General features: G+C 58.8%; 21 protein-coding genes and 1 tRNA gene. 5 read left to right on the plus strand and 17 right to left on the minus strand.

The features are described 5' to 3' along the window. Nucleotides 1-15: 15 nt before the first annotated feature. The 6 genes from ACP7AL_RS10025 to ACP7AL_RS10050 all read right to left on the minus strand — a co-directional run bounded on the left by ACP7AL_RS10025 (nucleotide 16) and on the right by ACP7AL_RS10050 (nucleotide 4,656). Nucleotides 16-2,535 carry a phage tail tape measure protein gene (locus ACP7AL_RS10025; RefSeq protein WP_425991063.1) on the minus strand — a complete coding sequence of 840 codons (2,520 nt, stop codon included), beginning with the start codon at nucleotides 2,533-2,535 and terminating at the stop codon, nucleotides 16-18. Nucleotides 2,536-2,540: 5 nt separating this feature from the next. Next, nucleotides 2,541-2,795, minus strand: a complete 255-nt coding sequence (locus ACP7AL_RS10030; protein ID WP_425991065.1) for a hypothetical protein — start codon at nucleotides 2,793-2,795, stop codon at nucleotides 2,541-2,543. Between the two features lies 1 nt (nucleotide 2,796). Then, entirely contained in the window at nucleotides 2,797-3,615 is an 819-nt protein-coding gene (locus tag ACP7AL_RS10035; protein ID WP_425991067.1) for a hypothetical protein, read from the minus strand. Between the two features lie 12 nt (nucleotides 3,616-3,627). Next, nucleotides 3,628-3,822 (minus strand): hypothetical protein, encoded by a 195-nt coding sequence (locus ACP7AL_RS10040; RefSeq protein WP_425991069.1) that lies wholly within the window; start codon nucleotides 3,820-3,822, stop codon nucleotides 3,628-3,630. Further along, a complete protein-coding gene (locus ACP7AL_RS10045; protein ID WP_425991071.1) occupies nucleotides 3,819-4,001 on the minus strand; it encodes a helix-turn-helix transcriptional regulator in 183 nt (60 codons plus the stop codon). The genes ACP7AL_RS10040 and ACP7AL_RS10045 overlap by 4 nt, the downstream gene beginning before the upstream one ends. A 139-nt stretch (nucleotides 4,002-4,140) precedes the next feature. Continuing rightward, nucleotides 4,141-4,656 (minus strand): hypothetical protein, encoded by a 516-nt coding sequence (locus ACP7AL_RS10050; protein ID WP_425991073.1) that lies wholly within the window; start codon nucleotides 4,654-4,656, stop codon nucleotides 4,141-4,143. A gap of 286 nt (nucleotides 4,657-4,942) precedes the next feature. Between ACP7AL_RS10050 and ACP7AL_RS10055 the strand changes: the two genes are divergently transcribed. Then, the gene (locus ACP7AL_RS10055; protein ID WP_425991075.1) at nucleotides 4,943-5,542 is read left to right on the plus strand and encodes a hypothetical protein; all 600 of its coding nucleotides are present in this window, start codon (nucleotides 4,943-4,945) and stop codon (nucleotides 5,540-5,542) included. A gap of 74 nt (nucleotides 5,543-5,616) precedes the next feature. Here the strand turns inward: ACP7AL_RS10055 and ACP7AL_RS10060 are convergent, their stop codons facing one another. The 8 genes from ACP7AL_RS10060 to ACP7AL_RS10095 form a co-directional block, all read right to left on the minus strand. Further along, nucleotides 5,617-6,504 carry a GIY-YIG nuclease family protein gene (locus ACP7AL_RS10060; protein WP_425991077.1) on the minus strand — a complete coding sequence of 296 codons (888 nt, stop codon included), beginning with the start codon at nucleotides 6,502-6,504 and terminating at the stop codon, nucleotides 5,617-5,619. An 18-nt stretch (nucleotides 6,505-6,522) separates the two neighbouring features. Next, nucleotides 6,523-6,711: a hypothetical protein gene (locus ACP7AL_RS10065; protein ID WP_425991079.1), complete on the minus strand. Its 189-nt coding sequence runs from the start codon at nucleotides 6,709-6,711 to the stop codon at nucleotides 6,523-6,525. Nucleotides 6,712-6,720: 9 nt separating this feature from the next. Then, nucleotides 6,721-9,984: a bifunctional DNA primase/polymerase gene (locus ACP7AL_RS10070; RefSeq protein ID WP_425991081.1), complete on the minus strand. Its 3,264-nt coding sequence runs from the start codon at nucleotides 9,982-9,984 to the stop codon at nucleotides 6,721-6,723. A 3-nt stretch (nucleotides 9,985-9,987) separates the two neighbouring features. After that, nucleotides 9,988-10,290 (minus strand): hypothetical protein, encoded by a 303-nt coding sequence (locus tag ACP7AL_RS10075; RefSeq protein ID WP_425991083.1) that lies wholly within the window; start codon nucleotides 10,288-10,290, stop codon nucleotides 9,988-9,990. Between the two features lie 462 nt (nucleotides 10,291-10,752). Beyond that, nucleotides 10,753-10,911: a hypothetical protein gene (locus tag ACP7AL_RS10080; RefSeq protein ID WP_425991085.1), complete on the minus strand. Its 159-nt coding sequence runs from the start codon at nucleotides 10,909-10,911 to the stop codon at nucleotides 10,753-10,755. Between the two features lie 10 nt (nucleotides 10,912-10,921). Beyond that, complete coding sequence (locus ACP7AL_RS10085) at nucleotides 10,922-11,116, minus strand: helix-turn-helix transcriptional regulator (protein WP_425991087.1); 195 nt, start codon at nucleotides 11,114-11,116, stop codon at nucleotides 10,922-10,924. Nucleotides 11,117-11,230: 114 nt separating this feature from the next. After that, a complete protein-coding gene (locus tag ACP7AL_RS10090) occupies nucleotides 11,231-11,689 on the minus strand; it encodes a hypothetical protein (protein ID WP_425991089.1) in 459 nt (152 codons plus the stop codon). Nucleotides 11,690-11,692: 3 nt separating this feature from the next. After that, nucleotides 11,693-12,985, minus strand: coding sequence for a tyrosine-type recombinase/integrase (locus ACP7AL_RS10095; RefSeq protein ID WP_425991091.1), 1,293 nt, complete (start codon nucleotides 12,983-12,985; stop codon nucleotides 11,693-11,695). Between the two features lie 295 nt (nucleotides 12,986-13,280). On the opposite strand from ACP7AL_RS10095, the gene ACP7AL_RS10100 reads away from it, so the two are divergent. Continuing rightward, nucleotides 13,281-13,607: a potassium channel family protein gene (locus tag ACP7AL_RS10100; protein WP_006021202.1), complete on the plus strand. Its 327-nt coding sequence runs from the start codon at nucleotides 13,281-13,283 to the stop codon at nucleotides 13,605-13,607. 71 nt (nucleotides 13,608-13,678) lie between these two features. Here ACP7AL_RS10100 and ACP7AL_RS10105 read toward each other — a convergent pair whose 3' ends face one another. After that, the gene (locus tag ACP7AL_RS10105) at nucleotides 13,679-13,972 is read right to left on the minus strand and encodes a DUF3551 domain-containing protein (RefSeq protein ID WP_425991094.1); all 294 of its coding nucleotides are present in this window, start codon (nucleotides 13,970-13,972) and stop codon (nucleotides 13,679-13,681) included. Between the two features lie 128 nt (nucleotides 13,973-14,100). On the opposite strand from ACP7AL_RS10105, the gene ACP7AL_RS10110 reads away from it, so the two are divergent. Together ACP7AL_RS10110 and ACP7AL_RS10115 are read left to right on the plus strand one after the other, a co-directional pair. After that, nucleotides 14,101-14,174: transfer RNA gene (locus ACP7AL_RS10110), tRNA-Gly, on the plus strand. Between the two features lie 137 nt (nucleotides 14,175-14,311). Then, a complete protein-coding gene (locus ACP7AL_RS10115) occupies nucleotides 14,312-15,664 on the plus strand; it encodes a DUF6538 domain-containing protein (protein ID WP_024919085.1) in 1,353 nt (450 codons plus the stop codon). Here ACP7AL_RS10115 and ACP7AL_RS10120 read toward each other — a convergent pair. Next, on the minus strand, nucleotides 15,657-15,875 hold the full coding sequence (locus ACP7AL_RS10120) for a hypothetical protein (RefSeq protein WP_024919086.1): 219 nt from the start codon (nucleotides 15,873-15,875) through the stop codon (nucleotides 15,657-15,659). The genes ACP7AL_RS10115 and ACP7AL_RS10120 overlap by 8 nt on opposite strands. A gap of 621 nt (nucleotides 15,876-16,496) precedes the next feature. Between ACP7AL_RS10120 and ACP7AL_RS10125 the strand changes: the two genes are divergently transcribed. Beyond that, a complete protein-coding gene (locus ACP7AL_RS10125) occupies nucleotides 16,497-16,787 on the plus strand; it encodes a hypothetical protein (protein ID WP_024919088.1) in 291 nt (96 codons plus the stop codon). 43 nt (nucleotides 16,788-16,830) lie between these two features. Here the strand turns inward: ACP7AL_RS10125 and ACP7AL_RS10130 are convergent, their stop codons facing one another. Beyond that, a complete protein-coding gene (locus ACP7AL_RS10130) occupies nucleotides 16,831-17,019 on the minus strand; it encodes a hypothetical protein (protein WP_152544102.1) in 189 nt (62 codons plus the stop codon). Between the last annotated feature and the right edge of the window lie 476 nt (nucleotides 17,020-17,495).

Raw genomic sequence — 17,495 nt, forward strand, 5'->3', positions numbered from 1 at the left:
GATTGTTCTAAACCATCAATCGCTCAAATAGCCGCTCTGATCCGATTCCAGTTCAGCCAAGAATCGACGCATCTCGCCACGAACTTGTTCCCCAATTCCGCGCGGATCGTCGCCCGAGATATTGAACACCGGATTGAAGGAAACCGGTCCGCGCGTTGACGTGTTGTTTGTCGAGCCCGCGACCGCCGCAGCGCCGTCAGCGGTCAACCGGCGCAACGTGTTGTTAGTCTCGACGCGCCCGGTCTGGCCCGGCACGAACAACTCAGGGCCACGCTCGCCGACGAGATACGGCTTGCCGTAAGTCACCGGGCCACCGAGCGCGCGAGCGCCTGCGATGCCAGCGGGCTTCGCTCCACCGGCAGGAGCCGTCGCCGCGCCGCTAAACATTCCACGGATCGCGCTACCGGCGGCGATTGCCTTCGTGACCACTGTGCCAAGGAAGCCGATCAGCGACGAGATCGCGGTGATCACCACGCGCACGCCACTGGCAACCGCGCCGCCGAGCGTCGAGCCCCACTCCCGCCACTTCGCGCCGGACTCGTCGAGCGGCCCGAGCAGGTTGCTCAACCAAGTGCCGACGCTCTGAAGCCCGGTAGCCATCGACTTGATCGCATCGCCCGCCGGGCCGAGGCCCTGCATGAAGCCGGTCCCGAACGCGGAGAAGAACTCCTTGATGCCCGCCCAATTGTTCGAGACCCAAACGCCAAGGGCAACGAGCGCGGCAACGAGTGCGGTGATGATCAGGCCGACTGGATTGGCGACCATAAACAGCATGGCCGTGCCGACAGCGCGAAGTCCGGTCGCGATCAACAAGAACGGCGCAAGAGCCAATCGGCCAAGGCTCGCAGCAAGAACCGACAACGTCGCACCTGCTCCAAGTGCGGTCAGCATGCGCAGGCCGATCAGCATGGCACTGAAGCGACCGACAGCGACCATCGCAGCCGCACCCAAGAGGCGAAACGGAATGAGCAGGGCCATCAACGCAAGGTTAGCGCCGCGCATGCCGACCATCAGAAGGCGACCAATTGCGCCGAGGGCAAACATCAACGGCCCGGCGGCGACCGCAGCCGCAGCCAGGTAGACGCCGGTCTTCAACAGCGCCGGGCTACTCGCGGCAAGGTCTTTCATTCCCTGCGCGAGGCGTTCAAACCCCGCCGTGATGTCGGATGCGACGACCTCGAACAGCGAGTTGCGAACCGACTTCCACGCCGCGTCCAACTGAAGCAAGACCTTCGGAAGGCCCTGATTGGCAAGCTCGAAACGCCCTTGTGCATAGCCGGGCGTCTCTTTGACGATTTGCGCCAATAACGCATTCAAATCGGACTTCAAAAGAGCCAACATGCGGACAGACTGGCGTCCTTCAAAAATGTTCGCGAGGTCGCCTTGATTCGCGCCTTTCCCACGAAGATCAGTCAAAAGCTTGGTCATATCGACCTTGGAGCCCGCCAGAGCGAATGCATCGTCCACCGCGCGCAATACGGTTTCACGGTCAGTCGCCGACTGAGCGCCGACCTTTGCGACAACCGCGTCATAGATTGCCTTGCGCTGCTTCTCGGGGCTGCCATCATTGGTGGCGAGCACCTTGTCGATGTCCTTCTCGCGCCCGGTCATGTCGATACCGGCGGCACTGAGGCCCGCGACAACACCTGCGCCGTTGCGCTTGCCACCCTGCACATAGTCACCGTAATTGAGGCCGAGCCGAGCCAAGGTCGCGAGTCCACCTTTGGTAGGCTTGACCATGCGAACATAAGCCGAGCGCAACGCTACGCCCGCTTCGGAACCCAACTGTCCTTCCTTCGCCAGCGCGATAATCATCGCATTGGTTTGCTCGACCGAAGCACCGGCAGCGGCGGCGGCAGAACCTACGAACTTATATGCCTCCGCCATGTCCTTCGTGCTGGCGGTGGTCTTGACTGCGCCGTAGACCAGATTGTCGGTGATCCGCCGACTACTCGCGGTTGCATCCTCAAGCGTCGCCATGCCGAGCTTGTATTGCGTTACGATCTTGCTGACGTAACCGCCCAATTCCGCGCCGGTCATATCACCGGCGATTGCCGCGCCGCTGAGAATCGCGGGAAGGGAGCCTTTGGCAGCCGTCGCGTCGAAACCAGCCTTCAGCAACTCATTGAAGGTGCGCAGGATGCCCGTGGCGTCCCCGTATTTTGCGGCAATGGAGTCGGCGAAGGTCTCGACCTCCTTCCGCTGCCCATGTGGCAGTTCACCGATTGCCTCAAGTTGGTTGCCTGCTTTCGCGCGTTCGTTAGCGGCGCGAATCAAGCTCGCGGCTCCCCAAGCCGTAGGCGCGCTGACTCCTAACGTGAGATTGCGGCCCTTACGCTGCAACGTCTCCATGCGCTTCGAGGTCTCGGCAAGATGCCTGCTGACGGCTACAAACGGCGCATTGAACTTGCTGGCAGATGCAGTGAGTGAGGCCGCAAGGCCGTTGACCTGCGCCTTCGCCGCATTGACGGCACCGGCAAGGCTGGGACTGAGCTTGCCGCCGATGTTGACGGAGACGGAGAAGGCGTGAGCCATAGTTCTTACCTGAAAGAGTTGGCAGCTTGGTCGAGCATGCTGACGATCATGTCGCCAGCTCGGTTGGCGTCGTCGGGATGCAGATGGCGGATGACCCGGCGCGGAACGCCGAACGTTTGCGCCATGGAACGGATGACCTGCTCTGCGGAGTTGGTGCGGAAGTTCGCGATAGCGTTGAACGATGCTACCGTAAGCTTGTCTCGCCTCACGCGGTCGATCTCGATCGGGTGATTAAGGTTGATTTCAAGCGGACCTCGCATGTCAACCTCGCGGCCAATGGGACGCACCACCAGCAAAGCCGGGCGGCAGATGGATCGCATCAAGAGACACTTCGCTGCGGCCAGGGCGGTAGCGCGTCTGAGTGACAACTTCACGCTTCTCAAGCTGGGGGGTGATGACCTGACCGAACCGGCCACGCTGGTTACCCGCCGGGCGGATCGGGTTGCCGCTCTCGTCAAGCGACGCAAGGATTGCATATTCCTGAATCGTAGCGGCGATTTCGTCGGGGCGTGTAGGCGCGTCGCGATAAATCCAATGAGGTCGCATCTCGCATACCTCGCTCGCGGGTTGGTCCGGCGACTTGCGATGGATGTCGTGATAACTTGCGACGGTGGCGGCGAGGGGGTTTGTGCGCAATGCGGTGTTCACGGCGGCGGTCTCTTCGGACATGTCCTTCAATCGTGAAATGATGTCTCCGATCTGTGCCGCGAGCTTGTCGTAATCCTTCAGCAACTTTGCGGCTTCTTTGGTATTGGCTTCGCGCGCGGCATCGGAACGGGCGACAAGGACGGCATCGGCGACGTTCTTGCTTGCGGTTTCTTCCGCTGCGATAACGGCGGGTAGTTCGGAATCCAGATGGGCAAGGCGCGCTTCAAGTCGCGCGATGGTGCGACGGGTCGCTGCAATATCGGCTTCCGCCTTTTGATGTTCCTCATCGTTCATCAGTGCGATTCCAACTAGCGCACCTTCGAGCTTCGCGCGGTGTGCGGCGATCTCGCCCGTCGTGCGCGCGCTCTCGGTGCGGATCGCATCTGCCGTAATGGCGGTCTTGCCACCGAAAAACTTGCTCAGGATTGACATGGGTTTTCCTTTTCAGCGGGAGTGGGTGAATGCAGCGCTCGCGCGCATCCAGCGGGTGAAGGCAGAATGTTCAACGTGGGTTGCAAAATCCACGCTGTGAGCCATCCCTTGCCGTTGTAGCGCGACCTGCTGTGCAAGGCCGTGACGGGCATTGGTCAAGTCTGCGGTGGCCTGTTTTAGGCGGGCGATTGCGTCGGCGCGGTTCATTTCGCACCGCCAGTCCGATGAGCGTCGAGCCACGCGTCGAGATCGGCCTTCATATACCGGCACGAGCCACCGACGCGAAGGTGTGCCGGGCCAATGCCGCGCGCGGCGTAGTTCGCCAGCGTTGATGGGGCAAAGCCGAGATAGGCAGCGGCCTTTCGCCGGGAAAGAGGTTTGGACATTTTGTTCGCTCCTGCATTGGGAAAACCGCACGGCGCTGAAGGCTCCACCGTGCAGTTTTCTTACTTCTCCTCGGTTCATCCGCGAGGCAGGATCAATTTGAACGAACCGTCCAAGTTGAACAGTCTGTTTGGGTAGCCCTTAAACCGTCGGGGCTGTGCGATTGCGGGGCGTGTTGTCGTTGACGTGGCGCAATCGACGCGCATCGTGCTCAGCCACAACAGCAGCGCGTTCGTCGGCTCGCATTCGGAGAAGCTTTTGCTCAACGCCGATATCGATAAGGGCGGTCCACGTTTGCGGGATATTCATGCGCAGCTTGAGAGCGAGGGCTGTGAGTTCGCCAGCGAGTTCGGGTGGAAGCGCTTCAAGCGTGGCGACTGGGATAAAGCCGAATCCGAGCGTTGCCAGCACCGCTTCCATCGACTCCAAACTTGGCCGGTTCTTCCGACGCCATGCCTTAACGGATGCCCTTCGGACTCCGCTCCGTTCTTCCACCTCGTCATAGGTGAAATGCAGCCGCGCCATCTCGGCGAACACGAGCCGGACGTGTGGCGACACACTAGATGGCATGGTGACCGTGCGCTGATTTTTACGGCGGCGGGCAAGCTTGATAGGTCGGACAGAGAAGGTGTCCGGATAAAGCGGTGTGGCTGACATTGGTGAGACCCTGATGCAATGGAATTGCCTTCAGGATCAGGCAAATGGCTACCGGACATCAGTCTCTTTCGGTTGCCCTAGGAAAGGCTTCCATTCGCAACCACGCCGTGCCCGGGAACAACAAGCGACCTGAAAATTGCTGTACCTAGGAAAAGGGCGGGGTCGTCCGTCACCCACACCCTCCACCCCCTCTCACAGTACCTTTTTACCTTTCGGCCTTTTCTGCACCTCACGTTGCTTCGATCCGAAGGACGAGCGATGCTGTCTAACAGGGAGATTGATCTCGATGACAGTTAGACAGAAGCCCGATATCGAGCACTTACGATGGGCTGTTGAACAGCGAGGTGAAATTCAGCAAACATTGCTAGCCCTGTATGATTTTGTCCGTCGAGATGGATCAAACGGCTACGCTGACCCACCTGTCTACATTCTTGACCACCTGATCGGTGCTGCATTTTCACTCTGGCGCGCCGTATTTCTCGCTGAAACCTACAGGACCGATGAGAGCATCAGGGAGAGCCAAGAAAACTTCCTAGCTAAAGTGATAAGCGACAACTCCATCACATTCGGCGATGACAAGATAAACAGAGCTTGGACCGTCGGGTACTATCTCGACGATGCCAAGCTTCGCATTGAACGTGCATCAGCGTATGCCGACCATCACCTGAAGAGCGACAGCCGTCGCTTCGTAATTCATAATCTCCGGCTTCGCGGCACAATGGGCATTCCATTAACAGAGTGGGAATGGGAGTCTGCGCATTTTGCATTGCGTTACATGCTTCGAGTGCTTGATCCACAGACAAAGGCAACGCCAAAGCAACCCAATTTGCCCAGACCAGAGGGGCTTGAAGCCGTGACGCTGGGTGACGAAGGTAAGGGCGGCTAATCAACCTTCGGGAATTTGATTCAGAGGTTGTAGATATTCTTTTTGTCTTTTTGCGAGATTTCGCAAATCTCGCATCAACTGCTAGCATTTGATTCCCTGGCTTTTTCTATCAGGGCAATCTCTTCCACTTCTCGATCATGCAGTTTCCGGATCGCCCGCTCAGCAACCTCAAGGTCAATGACAATGAACCCGCGATCATGCGGAAGCGGGTGACCCAGCAAAATCCAAATTAGTGACTCGGCCAAAGAGGGCTCTTCGACATAGCGGTAGCGATGAATGGTCCAGCCGCCACGCATATCGTCCGAATCCCATTCTTCTTGTTTTTGGTATGTAAGCCCAATCTTGATAAGTCCGGGTTTGTCTGGGTGTACCAATAAAAATAGGAAGCCTGATTTTGCAACTTCCCACATTTGTTCCGAAGTTCGCTGGCCGATTCCGCACCGGGGGCAGCCTTCGCCTTCCGCGACAATTCTAGGTATCGTGCGCCACTCATGACCATTGGAGCACCGAAAGTTATTTCTTCCAGAAATCTTGCTTTTGACGTGCCCCAGTAAAGTGATGTCTCGTCCCGCGAGGCGCTTTCTCATCCATGCCGTGTACGCGTAAACATAGTCCGGTTGGGGTTTTGTTGGAGGCGGGACTCCCGCGCTCTCGGCGGCCTTCAGGCCAGCCTCTACCGTCTTCCATTCCATCTTTTGAACTTCAACGCCGCCCAGATATGGAATATCTGCTAGATGCGTCGCACCCCAAAAAGCTGACTCAGCCCGATTAGTATCCGGCACTGCGATGTATGTTTTCAGCTCCCAGTTCTGACCGGTTTCTTTGACCACGCGACCTGCATGTTTCGCAAAATCGCTGTTGTGCTCAGCTAATCGCATTTTGGGATGACGCGTGGTCTGCCCGACCTTGAAGAGGTTAGGGTCGGAAGGGTGGACCAGCACGTAAATATACCCCGACTTCATTGTGTTGTGCCGTTGGTGTTACGCCCCCAATACCTTCATCATTACTGCGCCCGCGCCGAATATTGCCGCACCGGCAATAATTCCACCCAAGGGGAATATCCAAACTGCTCGCCCGTCTTGTGCGCTCGTAGCGCGCATCTCAGCGGAGCAGCGGCGGACTTCTTCCTGCCTCTGCTCAATCCGCGCGATCTGCTCTTGAAGGTTCATGGCACGATCCTATTCGCTCGGCTGCCCAAGGTCATCAAAGAAGGTCGCGATCGATTCCAGCACCGGCGAAAAAGCGGGTTTGATTTTAAAGCGATGTTCGGTGGCGCGACCGATCTTAGCAAAAGTCGCACCGTCCTGCACCCGTTCTACACCAAGCGACGCCAGCGGACCGAGCCTCGCTTCCAGCCACGTCCGTAACCCAGCCACGCCACCGGACAGCACGCCGGGGACGTAGTAGCCGGTGTTCTGCTTTTGGCCGGGGCCAGCCTTCCGATAGGTGAACCGGCGGATGGGAGAGGTTGCCCCGGAATCTCTAATAGGATTCTTATTAGAGAAATCGGGGCAACCTCCGATCTTTTCGGCATCGTGTTTTGACAGACCGAAAGCCTGCATGGCATCCCGGCTATTGCTCAGGACAACACCTTCCACAGCCATATCCGCCTCTGCGCCGGGGGCTACATCGCCCCACCGGACCACCTCGCGCACTGGGAGTGGCAGCGGCACGTCGCAAACAATATCCAGCCAGCACGGCTCTGCGCGCCGGTGGGGCCGCAGACGCCCGTACGCCTGAATGAGTTCGCCTTCCGTGATCCGCCACCGCAGCGCCTCTGCAATCGGTTCCGGATGGTAATCCATGGTGGTCGCATCAATGGAGCCATCTGCAATTCGGATACCGCCCGGACGCTTGTCGAAAAAATGACCTGCGCCCCCGGCGACTGGTCGCCCGGCCAAAACCGATGCAACGGCTTCAACGGCGAAGCGGCGCGGAGCAGGACGCCCGATCACGATCAACCCAGCGACGTCCTGCATGTCGTTCATGCCAGCCAGGGCGCCGAAATGCCGAGCCACCACGTTAACGGGAAGTCGGCCCCCGATTTGTTCAAGCAAGCCCTTATAGGTGACAACACCGACCTGGTTGGGCGCGGCCAATGCTGCCCTTAGTCGGATGAACCGCACCACGCCGTCCACGTTGCGCGGCTTGGAGCCAGAGAACTCCACAAGCCCCAACTTCGACATGCTGACCGGAGCACCAGTGATCTGCCGCACTCGGACATGATCCGGCCACTTGGCGACAACGTCTGGCTGTTCAAGCACTTCACGCTGCAAGCCCGCGTCATCGAACCCGTCGAACGCAATCCGCAACAGCGATGCTGGCGGCGCTGTGGCATCAAGAGCCAAGACGGGAGCGTCCCAAGATTGATGCACCGTGTGCAGCGGCGTCAATGAAACCGCATTCCCACTGACCGTGATCCGGCCCGAGCGTGACCGATCACCGATGATGGCCTCAATCTTCCACTCCTCAAGGAAAGCAGAAATCTCACGCCAGAGCGTTTCAGCATCCCGCGCGAGCTTATTCGCGCTCGCATGGCGCTTCGCAACGGTCCTAAGTTCACCCTCCCGCATGTTTGGCTTCAAAACCGATGACGTGATCCGGCGCTGTTCAAGCCAGCCGACCCAATAGGCATCCTCAGCATCAATCCCGGCCTCGATCAGCGCAGCGCGCGACAATGGGCCGTTGCCGTTCGCCTTAATCGCCGCAGCCAGCCGCGTCCGGTAAGCTGTCACCGCATCCTGATCGGTCTCGCTACAGCCCTCGATCTTCGATGCAAGTAATTCGGAAACGTTAATCTGCACCGTGTCGCCGATGGCATTATCAATGAAGGACTCATCAATCACGATGGCGTCGGGCGGAAAGATAAAATCAGGCCGCTTGAAGAACAGCAACGCCGCCGTGACAATCCAAACTTGGGGACGTGCCTCCCGCTGACGCTCCATTCCGCAGCGGCTAGCAAGCGGGCAGCGGACAGTCTCGCCATCAATCCTGCGCTCGCAAACGGACTCGCGGATGCCAACACCCAAATCACGCGCCGCCGTATAGGCTGGGACGTTGCGACACATGGCATGCTCAGGCTCTCGCGGGTCTGGCTGTTCGTATCCGCGATACACCTCGGCCTTAACGTCATGTGAGGCGAAACCCGCCGCGATCTGGTCTGCGAGGTCGAGGCGCGGCACAACGTAGACAATATGCCGGGCACGCTGCGCTTGCTTCGCGGAACCTGTAATTGCGGCGTGGGACTTGCCGACGCCAGCCTCCGAGCGAACCACCTTTACCGAATGCACGGGATGAATCAGCGGCGGGTTGAGTGCTTTCTGATTCCGAAGACCAATGCCGTTGACAATGGCGGCGTCCAGATCAGCTCCAGTGAGCTCCCGAACGCGGGCTACAGCCTCCTCAAGACTGACGCGATTGTCGGGATACGTCGCTTGAGCCACCGGAGCGGCAACTGGCTCGCTCCAGCCGATCTGTTCGCGAAGCCATGCGAACGCTTTGGCGTTGTCACGATTGAACAGGCATTCTGCAACCAGCGTGACGTTATTGTAGCCCTGGCCCGTGCCGTGATCGATGATCGAACCATCATCGCGGATCGAAAGGCTCAGACCGCGCTTGTGGGATGGCAAACCGCTGCCGGAATGGCGAAAACTCGCGACGGAACGCCAACCACCGGATACGCGGCGCAACCCGTGCAGATCGAGTGATGGTAGCCAATGGCTGCGCGCAGTGGTGACCGCCCGGTCAAACGCACCATCACCAGACGCCGCACCCTGCGACCGCGCAGGCCGTTGAACACCGTCGCCACGCGTTTGTGCGCGATCAGGAGCGTCCCATCCGAACTGCCGCAACACGTCCTCCAACGCTGCGACGTGTGCGCCGGTGATCTCGGGAAGCTCGGCAAGCGGGGTGTCGAGCAATGTGCGCAGCGTGGTCCACAGATACGGGTAGCCAGTGTCGGGATGGATCGACGGCGGCAGTACGCTCTGCTTGCCTTCGGCGAGCAGGTCGAGAAGCCCGCGCTTGTCGGCGGTCCTGTAGTTTTTCGAGGGTAGCGAATCGGCTGACCGGAAAAAATATGTCGCCCCCTTGCGTCCACGCTTGCCGACAACGATTTCCGGCAGCACTTTGCGCAGCGGCTCGATCAGCGAGTCGTCGTCAATATCGACAGCAACGAGGCCACCGTAACCGCAGGCGATGCCAACCCCGGCGTCGGCCCATGTTGACCAATACGCAATTGTAGCCGGATGCGCCTGCCGCTTGCAGAACGCATTCCATCCTTTGAATCGATACCATTCCGGCTCGCCGTTGCGGCTAAGGTCGAGCCTACCGGGTTCCTTTCCGGACGGATTCCATTCGCATTCACCCGCCACGCCGATTGGCAATGGGCTGTAGCCGCGCTGCCGAAGGTCGAGCGCGGACCGCGCGAAAGGGGAACCCATCGCCTATGCCCACATCGCAACGATATTCTGCCAGAGCGAGCGAGTGGGACTCAGATGGAAGTCAAGCGATCCATCCTGAATCTCTGCGAGCGAGAACGTCCGATCAAGCGTGGGAATTTTGACATTGCGAAATTCAACGCTGCCATCATCGAACACCCGCATCCGATAGTCACGGGGTGAAACGGTGTGAAGATATTTCTCATGCCGCCTCGCCGCTGCGAGAACGTCATCAGCGCGGATCGGAAGGCTATTGGATTGGCCCCGTCCGATCGGGAAATTTTGATATGGTGTGATCACTGTCTTCATTCCTTCTGTTGACCCGGCATGTTCTTCCAAGCATGTCGGGTTTTTCTTGCTTACGAGACGCGTCCACCGCCGGGTGCGATACTGTTCGCCTACATGAAGGCCGCAAGAGACTGACGCGTGTAACGAGGTGATCGACCCACGCGAGTCGCTACTGGCCCGTAACCTTCGCGCCGCCAGCGGGCCAGCGTGATAGTTGATTTTCCAAGGAAGTCGGCGACTTCGTGTTCAGTCAGAAGGATGTCCACGATCTTGCTCCGGTCTGTTGCGAGTGGTCCTGAATAGTAATGAAGGGTTGCGATGGGTTTGTCGGGGGCATTCCGATATCCTTTGCCAAATTCCTTCTTGACCACGCACAACTCATTGTTCGCGCGTTGCCGCACGCCAGCCGCTCAGGTTTTTGTGAGGATTGTAACGGCTAAGCGCCGGGGTAGGGCGGCCCGCCCGAAGGCGGGCCGAGAGGGGTTAGGCGGCAGTATTGGCTTCGAGCCAGTCGGCATACAATCGAAGGGCCTTGGCGCAAATCTCGCTGTCCGTCGGCCCTAGCACCGTTTCTTCGCTCTCTTCCAGAGCCTTCGCGAGTTCGATTGCGTAGGTCGGATGGTGGGGGTTAGGTTCGGTCATCACCACCACCTCACGCTTCGTTCGCAGCACGGGGGGCGAGTCCCACCATCCATGCTTCAATTTCTGCCGCATCGAAGAAACGCGACCGGGAGATGTAAACAGGTGAGGGGAAGCCATCCTTTCGATGCTTCACCAGCCGTTCAAACGTGGAGCGGGGCATATCGAGCCGGTCGCGCACGGTCTCTGATTTAATCAATTGCTTCATGTCGAGTCTCTTGGATGTTTATGGTGATCCAAGAGATATCGGGAACAACCCACGCTTTCGAGGTAAATGGAAGCCGACGGATTTTACCCCGGATGGTGACGGACGATCCGTTGGCTATCCGCCGCGCCGGAATTTCTGCCAAGCCTTCCGGACGGTTTCGCCATTCACGTAGGGCAGCCTAGCTGCAACATGTTCAATGGCTTCGCCAACCCCGTCGCCATACTCCTCAATACGTCGCCAGACTTCGGAACCGATCTTCATGTCGCGCCAGTCGCGCCGCAGAACGTCAGCGGGGTTTTGCCCACCGTCGCCGCGCCACAGGACACCTAACTTCTCTGGCGTGAAATATAGCGGCCTGTCGTCGGGCGAAGATTGCATCGCGCGGTCGGCGATGGCGCTAACGCCCGTCGCGAAGCGATCAACTTCCGCCATCACAGAGTCAGGTATGAGCCTGCTGTGCTGGCGTGAGAGTGAGAACACGCGCCACGCCGCCACGACGTTTCCCGTCTTTTCGAAATAGGCTGTCAGGTCGGCAATCTCATTGCCAATGAAATCGATATCGAGTTTCGCCATCGATCACGCCCCAGCTTTGATCGGCACGACATTCGACTCCCGCGCTACCGTGAGGTTGGCGAGGAAGTCCGACCATAGGGCGAGCGCGTGACGCTTTTCTTGAGCGAATGAATACCGCTGATAAACGGCCATCACGCCGCGCATCTGATGGTTCATCACACGCTCAACAGTCACCACGTCCACCCCCAACCTTGGCATGGTGGTTGCGGCTGTGCGGCGAAGATCGTGAAGTCGCCAAGGCTCGATTGTAACAGCGCTGGGATCATCGCCCCGCGCCACCGCGTCGTCCGTCGCGATCTCAAGCATCACCGCGTCAAGATGCGATTTCGCATGGGCGGCAGAGAACGAAGAGAACACACGCGGCGAGTCCTTTATTCGGTCCATGCTGGTCAGAATCTTGACTGCGGTCGGGGCGAGGGGAACAACGTGTGCATTCCCATTCTTCGACCGCACACCACGGAGGGTCCAAGTCGGCGCGTCGCTGGTCAGGTCGAGTTCAGGCCATTCCATATCGCCGACTTCGCTCAACCGCTGCGCCGATAGCAAGAGCAGGTGGACGAATTGACGCCGAGGCCATTCGAGGCGGTCGATTGCCCGAAGCAAGAGTCGCAATTCATCATCGGTCAGGACACGGTCCCGAGGTGTTTCTTTTATCGAAGTGGTGCCTTCAAAGGGGTTTAGTGAGGCTAGTTCTTTGGCAATGCACCAACCAAAGAAGTGCCGCCCGTAAGCCCGGAGCCTTTGCGATTGAACCGGCGCGCGCGCCTTCACCGTATCGAGCAGTCCGATTGCGTCCCGCCGCTGAATGCTATCGATTCGCCGCTTGGCCCAGCTCTTGAGTTCCTTGTTCAAGACTCGCCGGACTTCGTCGCCAGATTTCAGCGAGTCCGCATGATCCGCGTAGTATCGAGGTAGCACATTCTCGACAGTGTCATCCTTCCGGCGGGATTCCCGTTCCTCGGCCTCGATCCGCACCAGATCGGCCTTTCTAGCGGCACGTTTTTGGTCCGCTGGGTCGGTGCCCGATGCGCGCTGTCGTCGCGCATCGCTTGCTGCGTCGCGCGCCTGCACCAGCGAGAGGGCACCCGGACCGTTGGCCGGTCCAAGTACCACGGTCACATCCTGCTTATTGCCGCGCCGGAATCTATAAACGAATGATTTTACACCGGATGGGTAAATTAGTACCCGCAAGCCCGGGTGTCCTAGGTCGGGAATGGCATATCGCTTTGCCTCCGGTTTGGCGTTGGAGATTTCCAGCGCCGACAGCGGCTTCTTTTCTCGTTTTCTAAGCCCCACTCTAAGCCCCACCTACATGTTGATTGTGACGACATCTTCCGAGATGCCATCAGCTATCAATACGGGAGCATGTCATTGAATACAAATGAATTTGCTGTTCTGGAGGGACTTTGCGGTGGTGCCTGAAAGTGCAGGATAGCTGACTGTAAATCAGCCGCCGTATGGCTTCGAAGGTTCGAGTCCTTCTTCCCCCACCATATTGAAATCGCCCGGAAGTTGCTTCCGGGCGATTTTTTATTGGGCGTGCCTGTGTCAGGCTGGGAAGCGGGGAACTGTCAGTGGGGGATCAAATCTGATGAAGTCGCTCGGCGTGGGCCTCGTCCGCCTGTCTCTCGGCTTCTGGCACGGCCTGCGCGATCCCGAATTTCAGGCCATCATCTTCCTGCTGACCATGTCGGTGCTGGGCGGTTCGATTTTCTACCATTGGGTCGAGGGCTGGTCGTGGCTCGATTCGGCCTATTTCAGCGTCGTAGCCCTGACCACGGTGGGTGACGCCACGCTTGGGCCGACCACTGGCGTCTCCAAGATTTTCACAATGGGATTTTCGCTGGTCGGGATTGGACTGGTGCTGGCATTTCTGTCGCGGTTATCGTCGTATCGCGATCTCGAGCGCCGTGACTGACGCAACAAAGCCGCCCTCGCTGGATCGGGGCGGCTTTCTCAATGACGGCGAATATGGCCGCTAAGAAATGCTCAGTCGTAATAGCGCCGCTCGCGGCGAACCTTGCGGGGCTTCACCGCACGGACGCCCGGTTCGGCATATCGGCCTTGCTCGGCAAAGGCGAAGACCGGATTAACCTGGCAATAGGCGCGCCGTCCCGAGGCGCTGGCCATGCACTGGGCGTAAGTATCGTAGTAGCAGGTGCCGGGACCGCTGGCGAAACCGCCCTCAACCAGGCAGAAGCGATAATCCCGAGCTTCGGCGGAGCCGGCGCCGAAGATGGCAACGCCCGCCAGAGCCAGAGCGGCTAAAAGTGCCTTGCGCATGAAATGTCTCCCGGTTGGAATTGGTTCTCATGAGAACCCGCTTCCCCGGAATATGGTTCCTTTGGGCCCGGGCTTCAAATCAATCGTGGTTGAGGCGGCGGAATGACCATGCTAGGTCTCGCCGCACTGCGGGTGTAGCTCAATGGTAGAGCAGCAGCCTTCCAAGCTGAATACGAGGGTTCGATTCCCTTCACCCGCTCCAAAATCCCAGCCCCATAAAATTCATAACAATCTGAAAAAACAGCAGATTACTTAAGTCTGCGGTTGTCGCGTGTCTGTCTGTGTGCTATTGTGTGATACAAATTGGGATACACGCTGAGACACCTGACAGACGCGGATATGCTTCACAAGTCCGACCAGGATCGCTTTCTGTTTCCGCGCAATGGCGTGCTGTATTACTGGCGCCGTGTGCCCAAGACGCTCGCGGCAATCGACAGCCGCGCGCCGCTCATTCGGCACTCGCTCAAGACTGATGATCTCGCGAAAGCGCGTGCGCAGCGCGATGTTCTTGAGAAGGCAGACAATCAACTCTGGGCGGCGATGCTGCTGGAGGGGAGGGAGCCCTCCCAGGCCCTCGAGAAGTATCAGGCGGCCAGGCTGCTGTGCGAAGCGATGGGCTTCAACTACTACCCCGTCGATGAACTGGCGCAGCAGCCCATCCCGCAAATCCTGCAACGTATGAACGTGGTCAAGCCGGTGGACACGCCGGCTGCTGTCGCAGCGGCGGTCCTGGGCGCCGAGCCGCTGCCCAAGGTCAAAGTCAGCGGCGCGTTCAAGGTCTATTGTGAGGAAATCGTCGCGGACGAGCTTACCGGCAAAAGTCCGGCACAGCGTGAGCGCTGGAAGAACGTCAAGAAGCGAGCGATCAACTCCTTCATCAACGTCGTCGGTGACAAGCCGATGGTCGACATTACACGCGACGACGGAAGGACTTTCTACAAATTCTGGCTCGCAAAGCTCGTCAACAAGAACGCCAAGGACCGCAGATCCGCGTCCATGTGCAATCGCATGGTCGGCAATCTTCGCGTGCTCTACGATTCTTACTTCAAGCATCTCGGGGAGTTCGATCGTCAGAACCCGTTTGCGAGCTTCTGGTTTGCCGACAAGTTCAAGAAAACGCGCCCGCCATTCTCGGTCGATTGGATCAAGACAAAAGTCCTGAAGCCCGGGGCGTTGGCCCGCATGAATCCGGAGGGCCGGGCCATTGTTCTCACGCTCGTCGAAACCGGAGCCCGCCCGAGCGAAATCTGCAACCTGACCGAACCCTTCATCAAACTGGACGATCCGGTCCCGCACATCCTGATTGAGCCCCGCCTGGATCCGGATGATCCCAGAGAAATCAAGACGGCGACGTCGATCCGGGCCGTCCCGCTTGTCGGTGCAGCCCTTGCCGCGATGAAAAAGTTTCCGAAAGGGTTTGCGCGATACAAGGACAAGGAAAGCAGCATGTCGGCTGCGCTCAACAAGTTCTTTCGCGAGAACGAGCTTTTCCCGACGCCAAAGCACAAGATCTATTCGTTCAGGCATTCCTTCGAGGACCGCCTCAAGAACGCCGGCGTTGATGATGAGTTGAGACGCTTGCTGATGGGACACGCGATCGATCGTCCGAAATACGGAGCCGGTGGATCGCTGGAATGGCGGCAAGCGGAGTTGCTGAAACTCGCATTGCCCTTCGACGAAACGATTATTTGATCCGTTCCTGGACCCGTGCCAGTCGGGCGTCCATCGCTTTGGCCTTTTCGAGTTCGCTCTCCAGTCGCTCGTAGAGCGGCAGATAGACGGCCCCCTTCTTGCCGGCCTGGACGATGATCTGTGCCAGCCGATCGAGATAACCCTCCAGTTCTTCAACGGTAACGGTCGCGGCTGGCGGTCGTCGACGCTCTGCCCAGTGTCCATCGTGCATACTGCCTCGAAACGCAAACGTCTCCAGAGCAGCTAAAGCGTCGGATCATTCGGGAAAAGGGCCGGCGCACCGTGTTCGCTGAAACGGACGCCACAGCGTAGAAATAGCGGTGCGCGCGTCACTCGCCTGGGCAGCGCCTGTAAACCGATAAAGGGGAATCCAGACATCATGGCCGAGTCGCCGGAGCTTGCACAGCGCCGATTGAGCTTGTCACTGCACCGGGACTCGCCGTAACTCGTCTCATCTGTCCTGCTTGCCGGAATGCGTCCCATGCCACTTCGTTCTGCGGTTTCATCCAAGATCGGCTTTGCACTTGAGATCGACGGTCAAATCAAAACTGAATTCAGCACGAAAGAAGGGGCGGAATCCGGAGCCGCAGAATTGAAACGCCGTTTTCCCGCGCTGCGGATTCGTGTTTACGACGCGGAAACCCGTTCGCTGCACGACGTGAGGCCGTGACGGCATGCCCGTCCGCCGTCCGTTGAGCAGAGGCGCATCCGCTCCAGCCTGGATCGGCGTCACTCCGGAAATTGTTGTCGTCTGATGCCGGCCCTTCGACCCGCCATAAGCCGCGACTCCGGACAAGCGAACGAGTCCCCTGACTCATCTGCCGATCCGGGATTGCCCAACATCGTTCGGCTCCAGTTCGCCAAGATTGACGGCGAGTGGCTGGAGCTTGAAGACATGCAGAGTCGAGGCCTTGCTGCCGAACGATCGTGGTCGTCTTTTTGCGCATTCTTCCGCGCACCCGATCCCGAGGCACTCGCCGCCAGCATGCGCAAGCTGGTGTCACCGCCCCACATCGACATCGTTGTTTCACCATCCGCAGGCGGTGTCTGGGTTCTGGGCGCGTATTATCAGCTTGAACCGGCGCTCGCCCGGTTGGCATCGTCTGCTCCCCGGGGCCGCTGAGTGATGTTTCCGCGCTATCGGACGGATGCTCCCGGAAAAGGCCTTACGAGGCCACGTCTTCGTCGTCGAGGCGCGCATCCGCCAGCATGAAGCGGTGGGTCCGTTTACAAAGCGGGCAATCAACCGAAACAAGCTTCAAGCGTTGACGGTTCACTGTTTCGGCATCCATCCAGATCCCGCTTTCGAAAAGCTGGCGCGCCGTCGGACAGAAGAATTTGAGTGCGACCGTCATCGACATACGCTCGGCCGGATCGCAGAACCTGCGAAGAATGAGACAACCAGATGAGACACTGGCCAAGACTGCTGGTGCTGAAACAAGCCATTCCTGCTCACTAGAAAGACACTTGAGAGAAGCCTAACCCGCAACGAATTCGAAAATAAGTTTTCCAAGCCCAGTGAGACGTCGCTCTGTGCTGGCGGCGGTGGCGCGAAAATGACCTCAACATTTAGACATTGCAGAGCCTCCCGTGAGGAGGGCGTGTCCCTGTCGGGACCGGGCTGTCGGCTGACGCTGAAACCCCGGGCGAGCCGGGTTTTCCCCCTTCGGGCTTCCATCCCTCACGCAGTCCTCGCGGCAATACCACCCAGAAAGCCGCTTCCGCGGATCGGTGCAGGGAGATCTGAGCGAGAGTGAGAGTGCGGACCGGATTGGCCGTGACGGGTTGGAAGTCGCGGGAAAGTCTCGCGGCGCCCGTCGCGGAGATCCGC

It is taken from the genome of Afipia sp. DC4300-2b1 (genome assembly GCF_049895725.1).
Lineage (GTDB): Bacteria > Pseudomonadota > Alphaproteobacteria > Rhizobiales > Xanthobacteraceae > Afipia > Afipia broomeae.